Genomic DNA, 24,120 nt, shown 5'->3' with positions numbered 1-24,120 from the left:
GTCGTCGGGGAACCCTACGCCCATGAGCAGCTACCGTGATCCGGCCGCACGAGGTGACGTCTTCCCCTCCGAGGAGGAGCTGGACCCGACCGGCAGTGTGGTCGAGCAGGCCAGCGCGCCGCCGGGCGTCCGGTTGCCGAACCACCCGGGACCCACGCCCGGCCCCCGTCCGACACCCGCACCCGCGCCCGCGCCGACGCCCGTACCTGCGCCCGGGCCACCGCCCCGCGAGCCGGTCGGCGAGTCGCGGTCGATCGTGACGCGGCACCTGGACGGGTCGGTCGAGGTGGTCACCGACCTCGACGGTGACGGCGTCGCCGACATCGTCCAGATCGACGTGAACGGTGACGGCGTACCGGACATCACCTATGTGGACAGTGACCGCGACGGCCGGCTGGACACCGTGCTGGGCGACCCGGGCCGGCACGCGCAGCACCGCGCCTGACCGGCCGTCCGGCTCACAGGTTCGCCAGCACCTCGCTCGCCACCAGGTCGAGGTGGTCCAGGTCGCCGAGGTCCAGCACCTGGAGGTAGATGCGCTGGCTGCCGATCTTCGCGTACCGGCCGATGGTGTCCAGGACCTCGTCGGGCGTACCGGCGACGCCGTTGGCCCGCAGCTCGTCCGCGTCGCGGCCGATGGCGGCGGCCCGGCGGGACACCTCGGCGTCGTTGCGGCCGCAGCAGAGCACGAGCGCGTTGGACCAGACCAGCTCCGCCGGGTCGCGGCCGATCTCGCCGCACGCCGCGCGGACACGGTCGAACTGCGCGGCGGAGTCCGCCGCCGACGCGAACGGCAGGTTGAACTCGTCCGCGTAGCGGGCGGCCAGCCGGGGCGTCCGCTTCGGCCCCATCCCGCCGAGCAGGATCGGAGGGCGTGGCTGCTGCACCGGCTTGGGCAGGGCCGGGGAGTCGCTGACCGGGTAGTACCGGCCCGGGTGGCTGAACGTCTCGCCCGCCGGGGTGTCCCACATCCCGGTGATGATCGCGAGCTGCTCTTCGAGCCGGTCGAACCGCTCACCCAGGGCCGGGAACGGGATGCCGTACGCGGTGTGCTCGTCGCCGTACCAGCCGGTGCCGATGCCCAGCTCCACGCGACCGCCGCTCATCTGGTCCACCTGCGCCACCGTGATCGCCAGCGGGCCGGGCAGCCGGAAGGTCGCGGCGGTCATCAGCGTGCCGAGTCGGATGCGGCTGGTGTCACGGGCCAGTCCGGCCAGCGTGGTCCACGCGTCGGTGGGGCCGGGGTCGCCGCTCACCGAGCCCATCTTGAGGTAGTGGTCGGATCGGAAGAACGCGCCGAAACCGGCGTCCTCGGCGTGCCGCGCCACCGCGAGAAGCTGGTCGTACGTGGCGCCCTGCTGGGGTTCGGTGAAGATCCGCAGTTCCATGCTCCGAGCATAGATAGCCGCCTCGGCTGCCGCTCCGGGACGGCCGGCTTCCTCCCCTGCCGGGTCGCCCACCCGGCCACCCCGGAGCCGCTGCGTGGATCAGACGTACGGCCTGGTGGCGTACGCGGTCCGCAGCGCCGCCAAGCCGGCCGACTTCGGCGACAGGGTGCCCCACCCGGAGTTGAAGTAGTTGGTCCGGGCGATGAGAGGCCCCCGCTCGGCGTTGAGCTGGGCGATCGCCGCCGGAACGGTGGCGATCCAGGCCGGCTGGTTGGGGATCTCGGCCGCGCGCACCCCGTACTCCGCGATGATCACGGGCCGGGACAGCGCCACCGGGCCGAGATCCGCCACCGCCCAGTCCTTCGTCCGGCGGAAGCGGGCCAGCGCGGTCTGCCCGACGGCCGTCGCGTAGGCGTTCCACTGGAGGTAGTCCAGCCGCGACATCAGTGACTCGGGGTGGGTGCGCTGGAAACACGCCCGGTCGAAGCCACCCAGACCGACCGAGAAGGTCGTCCCGGTGGGCAGGGTCCGGGCCTTGAACCAGGTGACGATGTAGGTCACGGCCTGCACCGCCCGCGCGTCCGACTCGGCCCAGGTGTACGCCTTGCCGGCCTCGGTCGTGCCGAACTCGTGGTCGGTGTCCAACTCGGACGCGAGTTGGATGTTCACCCCGAAGCCGAGCGTCCGGTACTGCGACAGGGCACGAGCGAACAACCCGTCGCACTGGCCGTTGAGCACCTGGGTGTAGCCGTACGCCTTCGGCCAGGTGGTGCCGGGGCGTTGCTGGATCGTCATCGCCGGGGCCGGCACGGTGTAGGTGACGCCGTCCACGGTGAAGGTCTGCGGCCCGGCGTCGCCGGCGCCGTAGTGCTTCAACTCCAGCACCATGTTCATCTGCACGCCGGCCTTGCCCAGGTTGACCAGCCACGGCCGATTGTAGCCGGGGAAGATGTAGCCGTCGGCGAAGCTGCGGTACTGGGTCAGCGAGCGGAAGTTGCCGCCGGCCATGTCGGCGGTGGGGTCGGCCCCGCCGGACAGGTAGTAGCCGCCGAGCACCGGTTGGCGCAGGCTGTAGTCGACACCTGTCGTCGCCGTGTTGCCGGCCGAGTCACGGACCTGGACGGTGACCCGGGGCATCACGCCACCGCCCGGTACACGGCCACGGAGCCGTTGTCGGAGACCCGGGTCCAGGTACGCCCGGAGTTGTCGGAGACGCTCACGGTGAGCGGGTCGATGACCGCGGTGACCTTGACCGGCGCGCTGCTGTTGCCCTGCGCGTCGGTGACCACGATGGTGACGGTCAGCGGTTTGGTGTCGGCGTCGGAGTACGTGACGGTCAGCAGCATCTGGTCACCCGGCGCGAAGACGGATGCGTTCAGGGCTGCGGTCGCGGTAGGAGCCGCCATGACAGGGCCTCTCTGATTCGGTCGCCGGGTCGGGCGCGCGGGTGAGCGACGCCGGACGAGGCGGGATCCACGATGCGTGGGGTTGTCGGGCACGTGGGCGACGCGCCGGTTGGGCGACGTCGCCCGCGATGGAGGGTGTCTCCGGAGAGTGGGGATGTGGCCCGACATCCGCTGTCTCCTCACCTGCCTCAAGGGTGCTCTACCAGGGGCTTTACCGTCTTGTCCGGTTAGCGACAAACGCCCGGTGTCGGACTATGCGTCGGCCGTGGGGATAGCCGATCGAAAGCTCGCCGACAGCGCGCTGTGCTGGACTACCGGCGTGCCGCGAGCCGACGAGACGTGCCTGCACGACCTGGTGACCGAGCAGGCCGCCCGGACGCCCGACGCGGTGGCCGTGCTGGCCGACGACGGGGAGCTGCGCTACGCCGATCTGGTGGCCCGCGCCAACCGGCTCGCCCATCGCCTGCGCGCTCGCGGGATCGATGTGGACACCCCGGTCGGGGTCGTCGCCGAACGTGGGGTCGACCTGGTCGTCGCGCTGCTCGGAGTGCTCGTCGCCGGCGGGGCGTACGTGCCGCTCGACCCGGACCTGCCCGCCGAGCGGCTGGGCTACCAGCTCGACGACGCCGATCCGCCGGTCGTGTTGGCGCAGCGCCACCTGCTCGACCGGGTTCCCGGCGTCGACCCGGCGCGGTGGTGCGTCGTGGACGACGAGTCGGCGCAGCCAGGGCCGACCACCCCACCGCCCCGGCGCGCCAGCCCGGACAGCCTTGCCTACCTCATCTACACGTCCGGTTCGACGGGCCGACCCAAGGGCGTGTGCGTGCCACACCGGGGCATCGTCAACCGGATCCGCTGGATGCAGGACACCTACCGGCTACGCGCCGACGACGTGGTGCTGCAGAAGACCCCGTACGGCTTCGACGTGTCGGTGTGGGAGTTCTTCTGGCCGCTGGTCGCCGGGGCCCGGCTGGTGCTGGCCCGTCCGGGCGGGCACCGCGACCCCGCCTACCTGGCGGCGACGGTCGTCCGGCGGAACGTGACCACGCTGCACTTCGTGCCGACGATGCTGGCGCAGTTCCTGGCCGAACCCGACCTGCCGTCCATGCCGACGCTCCGACGCGTGATGTGCAGCGGTGAGGCCCTGCCGGTCGCCCTGGCCCGGGAGGCGACCCGGCGGCTCCCGGGTGACCTGCACAACCTGTACGGCCCCACCGAGGCGTCGGTGGACGTCTCCGCACACCGGGTCCGGCCGCCACTGCACGGGACGAGCGTGCCGATCGGCGTCCCGATCGCCAACGTCAGCCTGCACGTGCTGGACGACCACCTGACCCCGACGCCCACCGGTGTCGTCGGCGAGCTGTACATCGGTGGAATCGGCCTGGCCCGCGGCTACCACCGTCGCCCGGCGTTGACGGCCGAGGTGTTCGTGCCCGACCCGGGCGGCTCCGGCCGGCTCTACCGCACCGGTGACCTGGCCCGCCGGCTACCCGACGGCGAGTTCGACTTCGTGGGCCGCCGTGACGGGCAGGTGAAGATCCGCGGCAACCGCGTCGAGCTGGGCGAGATCGAGCAGACGCTGCTGGAGCACGAGGGGGTCCGCGAGGCGGCGGTGACCGTACGGCATCTCGCCTCCGGGCATCCGCAGCTGGTCGCGTACGTGGCCCCGCCCGGTTCCCCGGTGGACGAGCTGCGTGCCCGGCTGACCCGCCGGCTGCCCGACTACATGGTGCCCGCCCTGTTCGTGCACCTGGACCACCTCCCGGTCACACCGAGCGGCAAGACCGATCGTCGGGCGTTGCCCGCGCCACCCGACGACGGGCCGGAGCCGGTGGACCCGCCAGCCGACGGCGTGCCGGCCCGACTGGCCGCGCTCTGGTCACAGGTGCTCGAGCGGGGCCGGGTGGGCCCCGACGACGACTTCTTCGCCCTGGGCGGTGACTCGGTGCTGGCCATGCGGGTGGTGGCGCTGGCACGCCGGTCCGGACTCCGGTTGACCACCCGGCAGCTGTTCGCGTACCCGACGCTCACCGCGCTCACGCCGCACGTCCAGGTGGCCGGTCCGACGCCGGAGCTGCGGGACGGCCCGCCGTTCGCGCTCTGCCCGGTCGACCCGGCGCTGCTGAGCGGTCCGCCGGGCGGTCCGGCGCGGCCGGTCGACGGGTACCCGCTGACCCCCATGCAGGAGGGCATGCTCTTTCACACCCTGCTCTCCCTCGGCGCGGCGGACTACCTCCAGCAGCACGTCTACCGGCTGAACCGGCCGGTGGACGTGGCCGTGCTGGCGGACGCGTGGCGGGAGGCGGTGCACCGGCATCCGGCGCTGCGCACGACCGTCCGGTGGGAGGACGTCGCCGAGCCGGTGCAGCTCGTCCACGAGGGGCACCCACCCGACGTGCGGGTGCTCGACGGGCCGGTCGACCTGCGACGGCTGCTGGCCGACGAGCGCCACGCCGGGTTCGACCTGGGCGCCGCGCCGCCGGTACGGCTCACGCTCGTCCGCCGGGCGACAGAGGGCGTCGACCTCGTGCTCACCTTCCACCATCTGCTGCTCGACGGGTGGAGCCTGGCCATCCTGCTCGCCGAGGTGCTGGACGGGCGACGCGAGCCGGTGATCCCGCCACGGCGGCATCTGCGCTGGCTGGCCGAGGCGGACCGGGCGACCGACCACTGGAAGCGGCTGCTCGCCGGCTTCGGGGCGCCCACCCCGCTGCCTCGCCCTCCGGTGCCCGCGCCGGGCAGCGCCGCCACCGTGGACTTCCCCGCCGTCGAACGGCAGGTGGGGTTGCCGGGCACCGGCGTGGCACGGCTGCCCCTCACCGACCGGCTGCGGGCCGCGCTGACCGGCCACGCCTCCAGCGCCGGCGTGACGCCGTACGCCGTGACGCTCGGCGCGTGGGCGCTGGTCCTGGCCGGGTACGCCGACAGCGACGACGTGGTGGTCGGGGTGACGGTGGCCGGCCGACCCGACGACCTGCCCGGCGCGGACTCGATCGTCGGCCTACTGATCAACACGGTGCCGTTACGGGTGCGGTTCGACCCCGACGCACCCTTCGCCGAGACGCTGCGGGCCGTGCAGGCCCAGCAGGTCGCCAGCCGGGAGTACGAGCACCAGTCGCTGACCGACATCACCCGCGCCAGCGAACTGCCACCGGGCACACCGCTGTTCAACAGCATCGTGGTCTTCCAGAACCACCCGCCCCTGCCGGCCGGACTGTCCCCGGTCGACGTGGTGGAAAGCACCGGCTACCCGTTGACCCTGGTGGTGGAGCCGACCCCGGAGCTGGTGCTACGTCTGCTGATCGAGGACGACGCGGTGAGCCCGGCCGAGGGCGGGCGGCTGTTGACCGACCTGCGCCGCGTCCTCGACGTCGTGACGGCCCACCCGGACGCCACGACCGGCGAGGTACGGGCCGCGCTCAGGGCCGGCTGAGCACCTCGTCGATCACCGTCAGCGCGCGCTCGACGTCCGCGCCGGTCACACCCGAATGGGTGACCGCCCGGACCCGGCCGTGCCCCAACTCGGCCAGGGCCACCCCCGCCGCGTGGGCCTCGGCGAGGAACCGCGCCCGGGTCAGCCGGTGCTCCGGCACCCGGAACATGACGATGTTGGTCTGCACCGACGCCGGATCGACCTCGATCCCGTCGATGGTGGCCAACCCTTCGGCGAGTCGACGGGCGTTCGCGTGGTCCTCGGCGAGCCGGCCGTGTTCGCGGATCGCGATGATGCCGGCCGCCGCGATGACGCCGGCCTGGCGCATCCCACCGCCGAGCATCTTGCGGATCCGACGCACGCGCTCGATGACGTCGGCATCACCGACCACCATCGAGCCGATCGGCGCGCCGAGCCCCTTGGAGAGGCAGAACTGCACCGAGTCGGCGTACCGGGCGATCTCCGCGACGTCGATGCCCGCGCCGACCGCCGCGTTGAAGATCCGCGCGCCGTCGAGGTGCACCGGAACGCCGCGCTCGTCGGCGAACCGGCGGACCTCGGCCAGGTAGGCCGTGGGCAGGATCTTGCCGCCGCAGCGGTTCTGCGTGTTCTCCAGGCAGATCAACGCGGGTACGGCGAACTGCGGGTCGTCGGGGTCGTCGGGGAACCCGGCGGCCAGGTCGCTCAGCAGCAGACGGCCGTCGGGCTGGTTCGGCACCGGCTGGTAGGTCACGCCGCCGCAGACCGACGCGCCACCGGCCTCGTAGATGTAGATGTCGCTCTCCGCGCCCACGAGCATGGCCGCGCCGCGTGGCGCGTGCGTCATGATCGTCGCCAGGTTGGCCATCGTGCCGCTGGGGGTGAGGCACGCCGCCTGTTTGCCCAGCGTGGACGCGGCCAACTCCTCCAGCTCGCGGACGGTCGGGTCCTCGCCGTACACGTCGTCCCCGAGTGGGGCGCGGACCATCGCGTCGCGCATGGCCGGGGTGGGCAGGGTGAAGGTGTCGCTGCGCAGCTCGATCACGACACGTCCACCCGCACCGTGAGCAGGTCGCCGGCCTCGGCGAGGACGGCGAGCACCTGGGCGACGTCGTCCCCGACGGCGATCAGGTGCCCCACCCGGTCGTACGCGTTCTCCGGCGGCCGGACCGGCGTGCCCGGGCCGGCGGTGACGGTCACCCCCCGTACTCCCGCGCAGCGGCTGGCCTCCTGGACCCCGTCCACGCCGGCGAGGGTGCCGGCGCGGTCGGCGGTGAGGAAGCGGATACCCGCGTACCCCTTGCTGGTCGGGGTGAGCGTCACCGGCAGGCCGGTCGCCGCGCGCAGTTGCGCGTCGAGCAGTTCCACACCCGTCGCGGCACGGATGAGTTCGGGGATCATCCCACCGGCCGGCCGCGGATTGATCTCGACCAGGGCCGGCCCGGCGGGCGTGAGCCGCACCTCGGTGTGTGTCGCGCCGACGCTCATGCCCACCGCCGTCAGCGCCCGGCGAACCAGGTCGGTCACCTCCGCGGCGGCCTCCGGTGGCAGCCCTGCCGGGAAGACGTGCTGCCGCTCCACGAAGTACGGCGGCGGGTCGACCCGCTTGTCGGTGATGCCCAGGCAGTGCTGGGTTTCGCCCGTGCCGAACAGCTCCACGCTCACCTCCGGTCCGTCGAGGTACGCCTCCACCAGCACCCGCCGGGCGGTGGGCAGGCCGCGCACGTTGTGGCGTACGGCGAGGACGCGCTCGGTCTGGGCGAGCGCCTCGGCGACGGTGGCGCAGAGCCGGACGCCGTTGGACCCGGAGTCGTCGACCGGCTTCACCACGCACGGCAGGCCCGCCTGCTCGACCGCTGCCGCCACCCGAGCGGCGAGTGTCGCGGCCGGGCTCTCCTCGACGATCGCGTAGCGGGGTTGGCGCACCCCGGCGGCGTCCAGCGCCACCCGCAGCCGACCCTTGTCCCGGCAGGTCAGCACCGCGTCGACGGGGTTGCCGGGCAGCCCGAGCCAGCCGGTCAGCTCGGCCACCGCCGGGACGAAGAAGTCGCTCGTGCTCGTCACCCCGGCCAACTCCTCGCGGCGGTAGCGGGCCTGCACGAACGCGCGCAGCGCCGGCACCGACGCGGTGTCGCAGACCAGGACCTCGGCCCCCGTCTGAGCCAGTCCGGCGTACCGGGTCGGGTCGGCGGTCAGCAGCACCGGACGGAAGCCCAGGTCGGCGGCGCGGCGCAGGGCGAGCATCCCGGTGCCGGTGGTGTTGGACTCGACGAAGAGCAGGTGCCGCTGGTCGGCCGGCGGTGCGAGGGCCGCCCGCGACCACGAGGTCACCACGGTGTCCGGCTCGACGACGGCCGGCTCGGCGGCCAGCGGCAGCGCGGTGAGCCCGGTGGCGGCCCAGTAGTCGTCGTCGTAGACGGTGTCGGCGTACCGGTCGCCACGGTCGGGGAAGATGCCGACCACCCGACCACCGGGCGGGGTACGACGGGCCACGTCGCACAGCACCCGGTAGACCGAGCCGGACGTGTTGCCGGCGAAGATCTGCTGCTCGCGGGCCAACTCCCGGGTGGCCACGAACGCCTCGTGGTCGTTGAGCCAGTGCACCTCGTCGATCAGCCGGCGGTCCAAATTCGCTGGCAGGAGGCTGTTGCCCAGACCGCTCTGGAGGCGGCCCGGCTGGTCCGGCTGACCGAACAGCATGCTGCCCACGCAGTCCACCCCGACGACCCGCAGCTCGGGCAGGCGTCGGCGCAGCGCCCGGGAACTGCCGCAGAGCGACCCGCCGCTGCCCACCGAGCCGACCAGCACGTCGAACGGGCCGAGGTCGGCGAGCACCTCGTCGGCCAGCCACCGGTACGCACCGGGATTGTCCGGGTTGGTGTACTGCTGCGGCCAGAACGCCCCGGGCAGCCCGGCCAGCAGTTCCTGAAGCCGCTCGATCCGGGCGCTCTGCCACCCGTGCGAGGTCATCGCCGACACGACGTGCACCTCGCAGCCGAGTGCGCGCAGCTTCGCCAGGGTCACCCGGTCGATCCGGGGGTCGGTGACGATGTGCACCGGGTGCCCGAGCGAGCGGCCGACCAGGGCCACGCCGAGGGCCATGGTGCCCGACGAGCTCTCCACCACCGGGTCACCGTCGGCGAGCACACCGAGCCGACGCGCCTCGATGATCATCGCGCGGGCGACCCGGTCCTTCATCCCGTACAGGTTCTGCAACTCCAGCTTCGCGTACACCTCGACGGCCGGTGTGTCGGGCATCCGCAGACGGACCAACGGGGTGTGACCGATGGCGTCGCGGATCGCATCGAAGCGCATCAGCCGCTCCCGGGAAGTTCGTCGGCGCCGAGCGACCGGTGCACGGTCACCTGGCCGGGCAGCGTGGCGCAGGCCAGGCGTACGTGGTCGATCTTCGCGGCGCGTTCCGGGTCGTCCTCGGCGAGCAGGACGCCGAGGGCGGTGCCGCTGTGCGCGATGACCAGGCCGTAACCCTCGACGTCGCGGCAGAGCCGGTGCACCACGTCGAAGTGCCGGCGCGGACGCAGCTTGCCGTTGAGGACGGCGCTGCGGGTGGTGACCCGGCCGACGGCGGGCAGGTCACCGGCGCGTACCGCCGCGGTGAGGGCGGTGAGCAGGTGGGCGTACTCCTGCTTGTCGGCGTCGTCGAACGGCTTGGGAATGCGGTTGAAACGGATGGTGTCGACCGCGCCGCCCTCGTCGTGCGCCACCACGGTGAGCGGGGGCAGGACGCCGATCCTCTCCCGCAGCCGCACCTCACGGTGGTAGAAGGCGACGATCCCGTCGTACATGACGCCGTCGGAGGGCTCGATCTGGCGCAGCAGCGACTCGATGGTGCGCTCGCTCAGCGGCATGCCGAACGCGTCCCCGACCGCCCGCGCGGTGGCCACCAGGTCCGCCGACGAGCTGGCGAAGCCCTTGCCCTCGGCCAGCTCGCCGCCCAGCTCCAGCACACCGCCGCCGGACAGGCCGAACAGCTCCATGATGGTGGCCGCCAGCCGGGCCGACTTGCGCTTGTGCCGGGGGAAGACGCGGATGTGGTCGAGGTCGTTCGTCGGCCAGAAGGTGGCGGTCGCCCACTGGGCCATCGGGAACGTCACCAGGAAGTCCCGGTCGGCGTCGGGCAGGACGCCCTGCAACAGCTCGCCGAAGGTGCCGAACGCCGTACCGACGCCGAGCCGGCCGGTGGCCGCCAGCAGCGCGTCCCGATCGGCCGTGCACGCCCCCTCGCCCATGTCGTCAGCCGATCCCGTGGCCCACGCCGGCCGGGGCCAGCCCCAGCAGCCGGTCGGTCTCCTCGGTCGCCGCCCGGTCGGTCGCGGCCCGCCGCTCCCACTGCGCCCGTAGCTCGTCGTACTCGTGCGCCTGCGTCGACAGCAGCTCGACCACTGCCGACGGCCGGGTCGAGCCGGTGGTGCGCCGAGCCGCCAGACCCGCGTGCACGTCGAACGCCTCGCGCAGCAACGTCGCCGGGTCGACCAGCCGGTAACCCTCGGCGGCGGTGGTCGCCGCCAGCAGCTCGGGGTCGGTGTCCCGGGGTGCCCGACCGGCCGACGCCACGGCCACCACGTACCGGCCGGCGAGCACCTGGGCCCGCCGCCACGGCACGCCCTCGCGCAGGGTCAGCAGGTTGGCCAGCGCGAACCCGCCCAGGAACTCGCGCTCGCAGGCGGCCAGCATCTTCTCGGGGCGCAGGCGCAGACCGTCCACCACGGCGGTCAACAGCCGTAGCAGCGACCGGGTGGCGCTGATCGCGGAGTGCAGGTAGGTGCCGGCCTCCTTGGACACCTCGACCAGGTTGGCGTACGGGGTGTTGCGCTGCCCGAGCAGCGCGTCGGTGTGGAAGGCGGCCAGGTGCGCCGAGCGGCCCCGGATTCGTTCCAGGATCGGGAAGTTCTTCTTCTGCGGCATGGCCGAGGAGATGCCGCTCAACTCGTCGGGCAGGTCCAGGAAGCCCAGGTCGCTGCCACCCCAGGTGATCAGGTCGGTGACGAACCGGCTGGTCTCCGCGCCGAACAGGGACAACTCGGCGGTGACCTCCAGCACCCAGCGCCGGGACGCCACCGCGGTCAGCGCGTGCGGCTGGGCCGCCCGGAAGCCGAGCAGCCGGGCCATCCGGTCCCGGTCCCACGGGAGGTCCTGACCGGCCATCGCGCCCGCGCCGAGGGGGCAGGCGTCGATCCCGTCGTACGTGCTCAGCAGCCGACGCAGGGTGTGCAGCACGTGCCCGGAGAACGCGGCCAGGTGGAAGCCCGGCGTGATCACCTGCGCGGCCTGGAAGTGGGTGTAGCCGGGCATCGGCGTCGTGGTGTACGCGCCGGCCCGGCGGTGCAGGGCGGCCCCCAGCCCGAGCAGCGCCTGCGCCACCCCGACCACCTGCTGCCGGCCGAAGAGCAACTGCGCGGTGGCCTGGAGATCGTTGCGACTGCGGTCGACGTGCCAGAGCGGCAGCGGCTCGGTCAGCGCCGCCTCGACGTGCCGTTCCAGGGCGAACGCGAGATCCGACAGGTTGGCCACCGGGTCGGCGATGAGCGCGGCCGGGCCGGCGCTGTCCAGGCCGGCCGCCACGGCTGTCGCCTGGTCGGCGGTGAGGAGCCCCATCCGCTGGTATTCCAGCGCCAGGACCTTCTCGACCGCCACGTACGACGGCAGCAGGTGCTCGACCTCGAAGTGGAACTGCGGCGCCAGCACCTCGTCGTGGAGCAGCCGGTCGGGTGGCTCGTCGATCCGCCCGGTCAGACCGGACGGCGCGCTGGTATTCACGATCGGCCTCCCCGTTGCGCCGGCCGCAGAAACATACCCAGGCCCGCAGCGACGTGACAACCCCTGTCGATATTCGCCGGTCCGCGACATACCGCGGCGAAAGCGCATCGATAGCGGACTCTGGCACCGTGGCTGGCGGCGAGGAGGTGCCGTGACGTCACTGGACGAGATGTTCGCGCGACAGGCCCACCGGACACCGTCGGCGACGGCCGTGGTGGACGACGACGGGACGCTCGACTACGCGACGCTGGACAGGCGGGTGGGCGACCTGGCAGCCGCACTGCGTGACGCCGGTGTCCGTGCCGACCAACCCGTCGGGCTCATCCTGGACCGGTCGGCGCACATGGTGGCCGGCGTGCTGGCCGTGCTGCGCGCGGGCGGCGCGTACGTGCCGATCGAGCCGGAGACGCCCGCCGTCCGCCGGGAGGCGATCCTGACCGACGCCGCCGCGACCGTCTGCGTGGTGGGCCCGGCCCTGGTCGACGAGGTACGGGCCACCGGCCGGACCGTGGTGGTCCCCGACGCCACCCCCGCCGACTGCGCCCCGCTGGACCCGACGTCGCCGCACCCGGACCAGCTCTGCGCGATCTACTACACCTCCGGCTCCACCGGCCGACCCAAGGGCGTCGCCTGCACCCACGGCGGCTGGGCCAACCGGATGCGCTGGATGCAGGAGCGGCACCACCTCCAGCCCGGCGAGACCGTGTTGCAGAAGACCACGCTGACCTTCGACGACGCGGCGGTCGAGCTGCTCTGGCCGCTGCTGGTCGGCGGTCGGGTCGCCATGCTCGCCCCAGGGGCGCACCGCGACCCGCGGGCCATCATCGACGCGGCGATCCGGCACGAGGTCGTGCACCTCCAGTTCGTGCCGAGCGTGTTCGACCTCTTCCTGGAGACGCTCACCGACGCCGACGTGGCCGGGCTGAGCCGCCTGCGCAGTGTGCTGTGCAGCGGCGAGGCGCTGCGTCCGGAGCTGGTACGACGGTTCTTCGCGCGGTTCCCCGACGGGGTCTCGCTCGACAACACCTGGGGCGCCACCGAGGTGTCGATCGACTCGACGTACCACATCTGCCGGCCGGCCGACGGCCGCGCGGACGGCGCGAGCGTGCCCATCGGCCAGCCCATGACCGGCAACCGGGTCACCGTGCGCGACGCCCGGCACCAGCCGGTCCGCGCCGGCGACGTCGGCGAGCTGTGCATCGGCGGGGTCGGCCTGGCCCGCGGCTACCAGGGTGACCCACGGCGCACCGCCGCGGCCTTCGTACCCGACCCGGACGGCTTCGGCGCGCGGATGTACCGCACCGGCGACCGCGGGGCGCAACGTCCGGACGGGACGCTGACGTTCGTCGACCGGGTCGACCACCAGGTCAAGATCCGTGGTGTACGGATCGAGCTGGGCGAGGTGGAGACGGCGCTGCGCGGCCATCCGGAGGTCGCCGACGCGGTGGTGCTCGCACTCGGCGCCGGCACGAAACACCTCGCCGCCTACCTGGTGCCCCGACGGGCCGAGGGCCTCTCGGTGGACGACGTGCGCGCCCACCTGCGGACGGTGCTGACCAGCTACGCCGTGCCCACCCACCTCACCGTGCTCGACCGGCTGCCGCTGCACCCCAACGGCAAGGTCGACCGGGCCGCGCTGGCGGCACTGCCGGCGCCCGGTGGTGACGAGGGCGCGTTGCTGGCGCCCCGGACGGTCACCGAGGAGACCGTCGCGGAGATCTGGTGCGCGGTGCTCGGCGTCGACCGGATCGGCGTCGACACGGACTTCTTCGCCGCCGGTGGGCACTCGCTGCTCGCCGTGCGCGTCCTCAGCCGGTTGCGGCAGGCGTTCGGCCTGGACATCCCGCTGCGGCTGATCTTCGACCACCCGACGATCGCGGCGTCCGCGGCCGAGCTGGAACGGCTCGTGCTGGCGGACCTGGAGGGAGCAGCGCGGTGACGAGCGACATCGACGAGCTGTCGTACAGCGTCGTGGTCAACCACGAGGAGCAGTATTCGATCTGGCCGGCCGAGCGGCCGGTGCCTGCGGGTTGGCGGGCCGAGGGCACCACCGGCAGCCGCGAGGAGTGCCTCGACCACGTCGAGCGGGTCTGGGTGGACATGCGCCCGGCGAGCCTGCGCCGGCACCTGGACGGCGCGCCGGACGACGTGGCCTGACGTGTCGAGCACGGCGGAGCTGCTGGCCCAACGGCTACGCGCGGCCCGCGAGGCGAGCCGGGCCGCGCCGTCGCCCGCCCTGCCCCGCTGCCCCGACGACCAGCTCGTCACCTCGCCCGCCCAGGAGTCGGTGTGGCTGGCCGACCGGTTCCTCGGCGGCGCACCGGACTACAACGTGGCCGAGGTGCTGCGGGTCCACGGCCCGCTCGACGCCGCCGCGCTGCGGCTCGCGATCGGCATCGTGATGGAGCGCCACGAGGTGCTGCGCACCAGCTACCCGGAGGTTGCCGGCCGACCCCGGCCGGTGCCGCACGAGCTGGGCGAGATCCCGGTCGCCGTCCGCACGGTCGAGGACCCGTTGGCCCGGGCCCGGGAACTGGTCCGGCAGCCCTTCGACCTCGCGACGGGCCTGCCACTGCGCGCCGAGCTGCTGACCGCCGACGAGACCGAGTGGTACGTCGTGCTGGTGGTCCACCACATCGCGGTCGACGGCTGGTCGATGGCGCTGCTCTGGGCGGAGCTGGCCGCCGCGTACCGGGCTCTGTTGGCGGGTACCGTCCCGGCCCTGCCGGAGCTGCCCGTGCGGTACGTGGACCACGCGTACCACCAACGCGAACAGCTGCGCGGCGGACGACTGGCCCGGCAGCTCGCCTACTGGCGTCAGCGGCTGGCCGGGTTGTCGCCGTTGGAGCTGCCGGCCGACCATCCCCGACCGCCGGTCTTCACGGGCCGGGGCGACCGGTACGACTTCGCGGTGCCCGACGCGCTCGCCGACGGTGTCCGCGAGCTGGCCACCCGCCACGGTGTGACGCTGTTCCACGCGCTGCTGGCCGGTTTCACCGCCGTGCTGCACCGGTTCAGCGGTCGTACCGACGTCGCGGTGGGCACCCTCTTCGCCGACCGGGAGCACCCCGAGCTGGAGTCGGTCGTCGGGTTCTTCGGCACCACCGTGGTGATCCGTAACCGGGTGCGCCCGGACCGGCCGTTCGCGTCCCTGCTGCACGACGTCCGCGACGCCGTCGTCGACGCCCACGAGCACCGGGACGTGCCCTTCGAGCGGTTGGTCGAGGAGCTGCGCCCGGCCCGGGACCTGTCCCGCAACCCGCTGTTCCAGGCCATGTTCACCGTGCAGGACGAGGAGACCGCCCCGTTCGAGCTGCCCGGCTGCGTGGTCGAGCCGGTGCCGGTCGGCACCGGCACGGTCAAGTTCGACGTCGAGCTGGTGCTGACCCGCCGCGACGGCCGGCTCGCCGGGTTCGTCGAGTACGCCACCGACGTGTTCGAGCCGGCCACCGTGGCGCGTCTGGTCGACAGCTACCTGTGCCTGCTCGCCGACGCGGTGGCCCATCCGGACAGCCCCGTCGCCGCACTCACGGTGTTGCCGTCCGCCGAGCACGCCCGGATCGTCGGCGAGTGGAACGACACCGCCGCCGCGTACCCGCACCACGAGTTGCTCTCCGACCTGATCGGCGAGCAGGCCCGACGAACTCCGGACGCGGTCGCCGTCCGCTGCGACGACGCCGCGCTGACCTACGGCGAGTTGGAGCGCCGCGCCAACCGCCTGGCGCACCTGCTCGTCGACCACGGCGTCGGGCCCGACGTCACGGTGGGCGTCTGCCTGGACCGTACGCCCGAGCTGGTGGTCGCGCTTGTCGCCGTCCTCAAGGCCGGCGGCGCGTACGTGCCGGTCGACCCGGACCATCCGGCCGACCGGGTCCGGCACGTCCTCACCGACAGCGCGGCCCGGCTGCTGGTGACCACCGGCGACGTGTGGGACCGTCTCGGCGCCCCGCCCGGCCCGCGGCTGCTGCGCCTGGACCGGGCGGACGACCGGCTCGCCGGGCTGCCCGACACACCACCGGCCACCGCCACGACCGCCGACGACCTGGCCTACCTGATCTACACGTCGGGCTCCACCGGGCGGCCCAAGGGCGTGATGGTGCCGCACCGGGCCATCGTCAACCTGACGGTGGCGTTCGTGCGGCTCTTCGAGGTCACCGAGGCCGACGTGGTCGCCGCCGTCGCCTCGCACGCCTTCGACCTGTCGCTGCCGGAACTGCTCAGTCCGCTCACCGTCGGCGCTACGGTGCTGCTCGCGTCGCGCCGGACGGCCACCGACGGCGTGGCGCTCGGCGCGCTGCTGGCCGACGGCGGGGCCACCGTCATGCAGACCACCGCGACGATGTGGCGGATGCTCGTCGACGCCGGCTGGACCGGCGGGGACCTGCGCGCCGGCGCGTCCGGCGAGACGGTGCCGAGCGCGCTGGCCGCCGCGATGCTCGGCCGGGTGTCCCGGTTCTGGTGCCTGTACGGGCCGACCGAGACGACGGTGTGGTGCACGGCGTACGAGGTGCACGCCGTGCGACCGGACCGACCGATGCCGATCGGTCGGCCACTGCCCAACAACACGGTGTACGTGCTGGACCCGGCCCTGCGTCCGGTCCCGGTCGGAGTCATCGGCGAGGTGTACGTCGGCGGGGTGGGGGTGGGTCGCGGGTACGCCGGGCAACCCCGGCTGACCGCCGAGCGGTACCTACCGGACCCGTTCGGTTCCGGCGGCCGGCTCTACCGCAGCGGCGACCTGGCCCGGCTGCGCCCGGACGGGACGATCGAGTTCGTCGGGCGGGCGGACACGCAGGTCAAGGTGCGCGGCAACCGGATCGAGCTGGGCGAGGTGGAGGCCGCGCTGTCCGCCCACCCGGCGGTGGCCGGCGCGGCCGTGACCACCTGGGGCGAGGACGCCGACCGGCAGCTCGTCGGGTACGTGGTGTGGCGCGACGCACCGCTGGAGGTGGCCACGCTGCGGGCGTACCTGCGCGGCACTCTGCCCGACGCGTTCGTGCCCAGCCTGCTGGTCGAGCTGCCGGAGCTGCCGCTCAGCCCCAACCGCAAGGTGGACCGCGCCGCGTTGCCCCCACCAGACGTACGTCCGGCGGGGCCCGGGCACCTCGCGCCACGGACCGACCTGGAACGTCTCGTGGTGGACACCTGGACGGCGGTGCTCGGCCGGGACGGGATCGGCGTACGCGACGACTTCTTCCAGCTCGGCGGGCATTCGCTGCGGGCGTTGCAGGTGGCGTCCCGGCTCCGCGCGGCGACCGGCGTGGACGTGTCCCTGCGGACCCTGTTCGCCCACCCGACCCCGGCCGACCTGGCCGCCGCGCTGACTGCCGGGGGCACCACGCTCAGCGGCGACCAGGCCGGGGCCACCGCGGCCGCCGCCGACCGTCCGCCGCTGACCGTCCGGCCGGCCGGGGCGGTCGCCCCGCTGTCGTACGCGCAGCGCCGGCTGTGGTTCCTCGACCGCCTCAACCCCGGCGACGGCAGCTATCTGGTGCCGAGCGTGCTGCGCCTGCGCGGACCGCTGTCGACGTCGGCGCTGGCCGGAGCGCTGCGCACGGTGCTGGCCCGGCACGACGCGGTGAACGCCCGGTTCGTCGCGGACGGCGTGGGTGACCGGCAGGTCCCCGGCCCGCCGTGCGAGGTGGTCCGCACCGACCTGCCCGGCGTCGAGGACTCCACCGTGCTCCGACTCGCCAGCGAGGACGCCACCCGACCGTTCGACCTGGCGGGCGGCCCGCAGGCTCGTGCGCGGATCGTGCGGGTCGCCGACGACGACCACACGGTGGTGCTGGTGCTGCACCACGCGGCGGTGGACGGCTGGTCGCTCGGTGTGCTGTGGCGGGAGGTCGGCACGGCGTACGCGGCCCTCGTCGCCGGCCGGACGCCGGATCTGCCGGAGCTGCCGCTGACGTACGCGGACCACGCCTACTGGCAGCAGCAGCGCGGCCAGGCCGCGTTCGCCGACCAGCTCGGGCACTGGCGGGTCCGACTCGCCGACCTGCCGCACTGCTCCCTGCCCACCGACCGGCCCCGGCCCGCCACCTGGTCGGGGCGGGGTGACCGGGTGGACTTCGCGCTCTCCGGCGAGACCGCGCGGGCGGTACGGGAGCTGGCCCGGCGCTGCGGCGCGACGACCTTCATGGCGCTGCTCGCCGCCTTCCAGGTCGTGCTCGCCCGCTTCACCGGGCAGGACGACGTGGTGGTGGGCACGCCGGTGGCCGGCCGGGACGACGCCGAACTGGAGCCGGTGGTCGGCTGCTTCGTGAACACCCTGGTGCTGCGCGGCGACGTCGGCGGTGACCCGACCTTCGCCGGGCTGCTGGATCGGGTGCGCCTTGCCGCCGCCACCGACTTCTCCCACCGCGACGTGCCGTTCGAGCGGCTGGTCGAGGAGCTTCGGGTCGCCCGGGACCCGTCGCGCAACCCACTGTTCCAGGTGGGCTTTCGTCCGGAGGAGCGCGACGGCGCGGCGCTGCGGCTGCCCGGGGTCACCGTGAACACGATGGACCTCGGCCCGGGCGGCGCGAAGTACGACCTGAACGTGTCGGTGCTCGACACCCCGGAGGGGCTGCGCGGCACCGTGGAGTACGCCACCGACCTGTACGACGCGGCGACCGTCGAGGCGTTCGCCGCCGCGTACGCGCGGACGGTCGAGGCGGTGGTGGCCGAGCCGGACCGGCGGCTGTCCGAGCTGGGCCCGACGGCCGAGGAGCGGCGACTCCTCGCCCAGTGGAGCGGGATGGGCGAACCGGCGCCGGAGCGGCCGTCGCTGCCGGAGCTGGTGGCGCGGCAGGCGGCGCGCACCCCGGACGCCGTCGCGGTGTGCCTGGCCGCGCCCCCCGACGACGCGCCCGCCAGGGCGCGGGAGCTGACCTACGCCGAGCTGGACGGGCGGGCCAACCGGCTGGCCCACTGGCTGCGTCGACGCGGCGTCGGCCCGGACGTCGTGGTCGGCGTGGCGCTGCCCCGCTCGATCGACCTCGTGGTGGCGCTGCTCGGGGTGCTGCGCTCGGGTGGCGCGTACGTCGCGCTGGACCCGACCGCCCCACCCGGGCGGCTCACCCACCTCGTGGCGGACAGCGCGCCCCGGCTGATCCTGACCTGCCGCGACGCGCTGGCCCGACGCGGGCCGGCCGCCGCCACCGAGGGCGTACCGGTCCACCTCCTGGACGAGGAGTGGCCTGCCGTGCTCGCCGAACCGGCCACCGATCCTCAGCACGTGCCGCACCCCGACGACCGGGCCGCGATCTACTACACCTCCGGGTCGACAGGGGCGCCGAAGGGCGTACCGACCCCGCACCGGGGCATCGCGAACTTCCTGGCGTACCTGAGCGGGCCGATCGGGTTGACCGACCGGGACGTGGTGCTGCAACTGGCGGCGATCTCGTTCGACGCGTCCATCCGGGACATCTTCGGCCCGCTGGTGGTCGGCGGGCGGGTGGTGCTGCCGCCGGACGGCGCGACGCGCGACCCGTACGCCCTGCTGGCCGCGATCGAGCGGCACCGGGTGACGGCGCTGTTGACGCTGGTGCCGCCGATGCTGACCGCGCTGGCCACCGCCGCCGCCGGCAGGCCGGGTGCGGCTGAATCGGTGCGTCTCGGCCTGGTCAGCGGCGAGGCGCTGGGCGCCCAGCACGTCCGCGCCGCCCGGCAGCTCTCCCCGAGCATCGCGCTCGTCAACCAGTACGGCCCGACCGAGGCCACGATGACCTCGACGTACCACGAGGTGGGTGACGAGGCCGGCGCGGCACCGATCGGACGGCCCATCCCGTACGTGCGCTGTCACGTCCTCGGTCCGCGCGGTGAGCTGCTGCCTCCGGGCGCGCTGGGCGAGCTGTACCTCGGCTCGCCGGGGCTGGCCCGGGGCTACCAGCGGGCCCCCGGGTTGACCGCGCAGCGGTTCGTCCCGGACCCGTTCGGGCGGCCCGGCGGCCGGCTGTTCCGCACCGGCGACCTGGTCCGCTGGCGTGCCGACGGCCGGCTGGTCTTCCACGGCCGTCGGGACCAGCAGGTGAAGATCCGCGGCGTGCGCGTGGAGCTGGGCGAGGTCGAGGCCGCGCTGGCCGCCTGCCCGGGTGTCCGCGCCGCGGCGGCGGCCGTACACGACGGGGAGCTGGCCGGCTACGTCGTGGCCGGCCCCGACGTCGACCTGGGCGGGTTGCGCGACCAGCTCGCCGACACGCTGCCCGAGCAGTCGGTGCCGGCCCGCCTGACCGCGCTGGACGCGCTGCCGCTGACCCCGCACGGCAAGCTGGACCGCTCCCGGCTCCCGGCACCGGCTCCGGTGGCCCGCGCCGACGCGCTGCCCCCACGCGACATCCTGGAGCTGGCCCTGGTGCGGATCTGGGAACGGGTCCTGGGTCACGGCCCGATCGGCGTACGCGACGACTTCTTCGCCGTCGGCGGCCACTCGCTGCGGGCGGTGGACCTCGTCGAGGCGATCCGCGGCGAGTTGGACGTCGCCGTGCCGCTCAGCGTGGTCTTCACCCACCCCACCGTGGAACGGCTCGCCGCGGTGCTGGGCAGCGCATCGGCCACCACCGACCGGTTGCTCGTCACGCTGGCCGACGGGCCGACCACGCAGCCGCCGCTGTTCCTGGTCCATCCGCAGGGCGGCGACGTGGCCTGTTACGCGCAGCTCGCCCGGGATCTGGCCGGCGTGTGCACGGTGCAGGGCATCGAGGCGGTCGGCTACAACACCGACGATCAGCCGTTGGTGGCCATCGAGGAGATGGCCCAGCGGTACGTCGACGAGATCCGGGCGGCGGTGCCGGATGGGCCGTACCGACTGGCCGGTTGGTCCTTCGGCGGCAACGTGGCCTTCGAGATGGCGTCCCTTCTGGAGGCGGCCGGCGAGCGTGTCGACTTCCTCGGTGTCCTGGACGCGCGGGCGTTCGGGCGGGAGGAGTTGGAGCCCTGGTTCACCGGGCGCAGCGAGCTGGAACGCTACGGGTTGATCGCCGAACTGGACCCGGCGCAGGTCACCGAGCTGGCCGCCGCCGAGGAGCAGGAGGCGCTGGCCATCCTGCTGCGCGACGCGCAGAGGCGGGGTCGGGTGCCGCGCGGCGCGGACACCGCGACGCTGCGCCGGATGGTGGCGGTGTTCACCGCGAACGGCCGGGCCGCCGACCGGTACGCGCCCCGCGCGCCGATCCGCGCCCCGATCCACCTGTTCACGGCCACCGAGAGGCATCCCACGCTGACGAACCCACCGGTCAACCCGGCGAGCTGGCGGGCACGCACCCGTGGACCGGTCTACGTCGTGCCGGTGCCGGGAAACCACCACGACCTGGTGTACGCGCCACACGCGGCCGTGCTGGCGGCCCGGATCTCCGACGTGTTGCGGGAGCGGGGTTGGACATCCGCCGACTAGGCGTGGTGGGAGGGGTCGGCCCGCTGGCCGTCGCCCACTTCTACCAGCGCCTCATCCAGCTCACCCCGGCCGTCCAGGACGACGAGCACCTGGAGGTCGTGCTCGTCGCCGAGCGGGTGCCGAGCCGCATCGCGTACCTGCGCGGTGTCGGGCCCAGCCCGGTGCCGGCGCTGCTACGGGCGGCCAAGCACCTGGAGGCCGCCGGGGTGGACGCGGTGGTCATCCCGTCGGCGACCACGCACGCCTTCCGGGATGACGTGGCCCGGGCGGTGGCCGTACCGGTGCTGGACCTGCTGGCCGAGGTGGGCGCGGCGCTGGCCGGGCGGGGACTGCGCCGGCCGGTCTTCCTGGCCACCGCACCGACCGCCCGGCTACGGCTGTACGAGCCGCACCTGACCACCGGGACCCGGCCGCTGTACCCGACGGCGGCGGCGCAGCGCCGGCTCGACGGGTTGATCGACGGGGTGAAGCGGGGTGCGCCGGTCGAGACGCTGCGCGCCGGCCTGGCCGAACTGATCGCGGCCGGGCCGTGGCCGGGCGACGCCGACTGCGTGGTCCTGGCCTGCACGGAGCTGCCGGTGATCGCGCCGCTCGGCGGGGCCGGGCCGCTGCCGCTGGTCGACGTGACCGAGGTGCTGGCCGACGCGGTGCTGGCCCGCCGCCCGACACCCGCCCGGAGTCAGGCCGTCTGACAAGTCCCTGACGGGCGCGAGCGCGTCGGGTCGTCGTGCACCAGCGCCCGGGCGGGACCGGCGGCGGACGGGCTGTCGATTCGGGGTGCCGGAACGTGCTGGCGGTCCCGGTTGGCCGTCCTTTGCTCTGCTTCAACGGACGCAACAGACACGGCCGGTCAGTGTTGCGCCGGTTGAAGCAGAGCAAAGGACACGCGACAGCTACCCGCGCACCGAGCACCGAGCACCGGGGACCGCGTTTCGCCGCGGCCGAACGGGCCTCAGGCGGACTCGGCGGGGGCGTGTCCGGTCGGCTCGTCGCTCGCCAGCCGTTCGGCCGCGTAGAGCCGCACCAGGCCGGACAGCCGGTACCGGGTCGGGCCGACCCCGACCTCGACCAGTTGCGCGTCAACCAACTCCTCCAGGGCGTCCTCGACATCCGCCTCCCGAGCGCCCGGCAGCCAGGTGGTGAGCGGGGTCGGCAGGTCCGCGTCGGGCAGCGCGCCCAGCGATCGGAACAGCAGCCGTGCGGCCGGAGCGAGCGCCGCGTAGCTGGTCGCCAGCCGGGTCCGGACGTCCAGCCCGCCGAAGCTCAGCTCGTCGAGGCGACGGCTCGGATGACGTAGCCGGCCAGCGAGCTGCGCCACCGTCCAGTGCGGGCGGGCGGCGAGTCGGGCGGCGGCGATCCGCAGCGCCAACGGCAGGTTGTCGCACAGCCCGGCCAGCGTCGCCGACCCGGCCGGGTCGGCGGTCAGCCGGGGCAAGCCCAGCGCGGAGGCCAGCAGCCGCACCGAATCCTCGACGCCGAGCGGGTCCAGGTGCACCGACCGGGCGCCGGTCAGGCCGGTGAGCCGTCGTCGGCTGGTGACCAGCACGCCGGCACCGCCCGTGCCCGGCAGCAGGGGCAGAACCTGCCGCTCGTGGGTCACGTCGTCCAGCACGACGAGCACCCGCCGTCCGGCGATCCGGTTCCGGTACAGCTCGGCACGTTCGTCGAGGCCGGCCGGCACGGTGGCGCCCGGCAGGCCGAGCGCGCGCAGGAACCGCGCCAGGGCGGCCTCCGGCGGCACCGGACGACCGTCGGCGTCGAGCAGCCGCAGGTACAGCTGACCATCCGGGTACGCCGGCGCGAGCGCGTGCGCGGCGCGGACCGCGACCGTCGACTTGCCGACGCCGACCGGGCCGGAGATCGCCACCACCGGCACCGACGTTCCGCCGCCGTCGCCCAGCGCCGCGCAGACCACCCCCAGGGGCTCGTCCCGCCCGATGAGTTCGGCGGGGTCGGCGGGGAGCAGCCGGGGCACCGTCGGCGGCGCGGGCGGCGCGGGCGCGTCGTCGACCGGTTCGTCGGCCCGGCCGTCGGTGAGGATGGCCCGCTCCAGGCGACGCAGCTCGCCGCCGGGCTCCAATCCCAGCTCGTCGAGGAACGTCCGCCGGGCCGACCGGTACGCGGCCAGCGCCTCGGCCGGCCGACCCGCGCCGGAGAGCGCCCGCATGTGCTGCGCGTGCAGCCGTTCCCGCAGCGGATGGGCGGCGAGAAGTTCCCGCAGCTCACCGACGACGTGCTGATGCCGCCCACGGTGCAACTCGACGTCGAGCCAGTCCTCGGTGACGGCGAGCCGCCGCTCGTCGAGCCGGGTCGCGGCGGCCCGCACCGCCGGGCTCTCCACGCCCGCCAGCGCGGACCCACGCCACAGCGCGAGGGCCGCGCTGAAAGCTTCCGCGGCGTCGTCGAGCCGCGACCCGGCCAGCGCCTGCTGCCCGGCCAGCACCAGCCGGTCGAAGTAGTGCAGGTCCATCTCGCCGTCGGCCACCCCGATCAGGTAGCCGGGCGGGCGGGTGACGATCCGGTCCGGCAGGCCGAGCCGGGTGAGCGTCTTGCGCAGCGCCGACACGCAGATCTGCACCTGACCACGGGCGGTGCTCGGCGGGGCGTCGTCCCACAGCGCGTCGGCGAGCTGCGCGGTGGAGACCACGCAGTTCGCGTCGAGCAGCAGCGTGCCGAGCACCACCCGCTGACGTGCCGCGGTGACCGTCAGAGTGTGCCCGGCGCCGGAGATCTCGAGGGGTCCGAGGATCCGGAAGCGCACCG

Annotated in this window: 14 protein-coding genes; 6 read left to right on the top strand and 8 right to left on the bottom strand. The window is 74.1% G+C overall.

Annotated elements, in window-relative coordinates:
- Positions 1 to 22 precede the first annotated feature (22 nt).
- Complete coding sequence (locus tag ABZV06_RS07855) at positions 23 to 445, top strand: hypothetical protein (RefSeq protein WP_355246335.1); 423 nt, start codon at positions 23 to 25, stop codon at positions 443 to 445.
- Between the two features lie 13 nt (positions 446 to 458).
- On the opposite strand, the gene ABZV06_RS07850 is transcribed toward ABZV06_RS07855, so the two are convergent.
- The 3 genes from ABZV06_RS07850 to ABZV06_RS07840 all read right to left on the bottom strand — a co-directional run bounded on the left by ABZV06_RS07850 (position 459) and on the right by ABZV06_RS07840 (position 2,794).
- The gene (locus tag ABZV06_RS07850) at positions 459 to 1,388 is read right to left on the bottom strand and encodes an LLM class F420-dependent oxidoreductase (protein WP_355246332.1); all 930 of its coding nucleotides are present in this window, start codon (positions 1,386 to 1,388) and stop codon (positions 459 to 461) included.
- A 99-nt stretch (positions 1,389 to 1,487) separates the two neighbouring features.
- The gene (locus ABZV06_RS07845; RefSeq protein WP_355246329.1) at positions 1,488 to 2,525 is read right to left on the bottom strand and encodes a hypothetical protein; all 1,038 of its coding nucleotides are present in this window, start codon (positions 2,523 to 2,525) and stop codon (positions 1,488 to 1,490) included.
- Positions 2,525 to 2,794, bottom strand: coding sequence for a hypothetical protein (locus ABZV06_RS07840; RefSeq protein WP_355246326.1), 270 nt, complete (start codon positions 2,792 to 2,794; stop codon positions 2,525 to 2,527). Before ABZV06_RS07840 ends, ABZV06_RS07845 begins: the two co-directional genes overlap by 1 nt.
- Positions 2,795 to 3,113: 319 nt before the next feature.
- Here ABZV06_RS07840 and ABZV06_RS07835 point away from each other — a divergent pair, with 319 nt between their 5' ends.
- Positions 3,114 to 6,227 (top strand): amino acid adenylation domain-containing protein, encoded by a 3,114-nt coding sequence (locus ABZV06_RS07835; RefSeq protein WP_355619602.1) that lies wholly within the window; start codon positions 3,114 to 3,116, stop codon positions 6,225 to 6,227.
- Here ABZV06_RS07835 and ltaE read toward each other — a convergent pair.
- Genes ltaE through ABZV06_RS07815 form a run of 4 tightly spaced genes read right to left on the bottom strand, consistent with a single transcriptional unit; the run spans position 6,214 to position 11,984 of the window.
- Positions 6,214 to 7,251 (bottom strand): low-specificity L-threonine aldolase, encoded by a 1,038-nt coding sequence (ltaE, locus tag ABZV06_RS07830; protein WP_355246320.1) that lies wholly within the window; start codon positions 7,249 to 7,251, stop codon positions 6,214 to 6,216. The genes ABZV06_RS07835 and ltaE overlap by 14 nt on opposite strands.
- The gene (locus ABZV06_RS07825) at positions 7,248 to 9,521 is read right to left on the bottom strand and encodes a pyridoxal-phosphate dependent enzyme (protein WP_355619599.1); all 2,274 of its coding nucleotides are present in this window, start codon (positions 9,519 to 9,521) and stop codon (positions 7,248 to 7,250) included. Before ABZV06_RS07825 ends, ltaE begins: the two co-directional genes overlap by 4 nt.
- Positions 9,521 to 10,456, bottom strand: a complete 936-nt coding sequence (locus ABZV06_RS07820; RefSeq protein ID WP_355619596.1) for a kinase — start codon at positions 10,454 to 10,456, stop codon at positions 9,521 to 9,523. The genes ABZV06_RS07825 and ABZV06_RS07820 overlap by 1 nt, the downstream gene beginning before the upstream one ends.
- Positions 10,457 to 10,460: 4 nt before the next feature.
- Positions 10,461 to 11,984, bottom strand: coding sequence for a lyase family protein (locus ABZV06_RS07815; protein ID WP_355619594.1), 1,524 nt, complete (start codon positions 11,982 to 11,984; stop codon positions 10,461 to 10,463).
- A gap of 151 nt (positions 11,985 to 12,135) precedes the next feature.
- Here ABZV06_RS07815 and ABZV06_RS07810 point away from each other — a divergent pair, with 151 nt between their 5' ends.
- From ABZV06_RS07810 to ABZV06_RS07795, 4 genes are read left to right on the top strand one after another with little or no spacing between them, the layout of a single operon-like run.
- Entirely contained in the window at positions 12,136 to 13,923 is a 1,788-nt protein-coding gene (locus ABZV06_RS07810; protein ID WP_355619591.1) for a non-ribosomal peptide synthetase, read from the top strand.
- The gene (locus tag ABZV06_RS07805; RefSeq protein ID WP_355246306.1) at positions 13,920 to 14,141 is read left to right on the top strand and encodes an MbtH family NRPS accessory protein; all 222 of its coding nucleotides are present in this window, start codon (positions 13,920 to 13,922) and stop codon (positions 14,139 to 14,141) included. Before ABZV06_RS07810 ends, ABZV06_RS07805 begins: the two co-directional genes overlap by 4 nt.
- A 1-nt stretch (position 14,142) precedes the next feature.
- On the top strand, positions 14,143 to 21,357 hold the full coding sequence (locus ABZV06_RS07800) for an amino acid adenylation domain-containing protein (protein WP_355619588.1): 7,215 nt from the start codon (positions 14,143 to 14,145) through the stop codon (positions 21,355 to 21,357).
- Positions 21,358 to 21,362: 5 nt separating this feature from the next.
- Positions 21,363 to 22,049 (top strand): amino acid racemase, encoded by a 687-nt coding sequence (locus tag ABZV06_RS07795; protein WP_355246300.1) that lies wholly within the window; start codon positions 21,363 to 21,365, stop codon positions 22,047 to 22,049.
- Positions 22,050 to 22,309: 260 nt separating this feature from the next.
- Here ABZV06_RS07795 and ABZV06_RS07790 read toward each other — a convergent pair whose 3' ends face one another.
- Positions 22,310 to 24,118, bottom strand: a complete 1,809-nt coding sequence (locus tag ABZV06_RS07790) for a BTAD domain-containing putative transcriptional regulator (RefSeq protein WP_355619585.1) — start codon at positions 24,116 to 24,118, stop codon at positions 22,310 to 22,312.
- Between the last annotated feature and the right edge of the window lie 2 nt (positions 24,119 to 24,120).

The sequence above is a fragment of the Micromonospora sp. NPDC005172 genome (assembly GCF_040608555.1).
Lineage (GTDB): Bacteria > Actinomycetota > Actinomycetes > Mycobacteriales > Micromonosporaceae > Micromonospora.
Note: the sequence above shows the minus strand (reverse complement) of the source record. Positions and strands in the feature narration are given on the sequence as shown.

Bases quoted from the DNA above. Each gene is read 5' to 3' on its own strand.
- ABZV06_RS07825 (WP_355619599.1), bottom strand. From the start codon at position 9,521: ATGCGCTTCGATGCGATCCGCGACGCCATCGGTCACACCCCGTTGGTC.
- ABZV06_RS07855 (WP_355246335.1), top strand. From the start codon at position 23: ATGAGCAGCTACCGTGATCCGGCCGCACGAGGTGACGTCTTCCCCTCC.
- ABZV06_RS07850 (WP_355246332.1), bottom strand. From the start codon at position 1,388: ATGGAACTGCGGATCTTCACCGAACCCCAGCAGGGCGCCACGTACGAC.
- ABZV06_RS07845 (WP_355246329.1), bottom strand. From the start codon at position 2,525: ATGCCCCGGGTCACCGTCCAGGTCCGTGACTCGGCCGGCAACACGGCG.
- ABZV06_RS07820 (WP_355619596.1), bottom strand. From the start codon at position 10,456: ATGGGCGAGGGGGCGTGCACGGCCGATCGGGACGCGCTGCTGGCGGCC.
- ABZV06_RS07840 (WP_355246326.1), bottom strand. From the start codon at position 2,794: ATGGCGGCTCCTACCGCGACCGCAGCCCTGAACGCATCCGTCTTCGCG.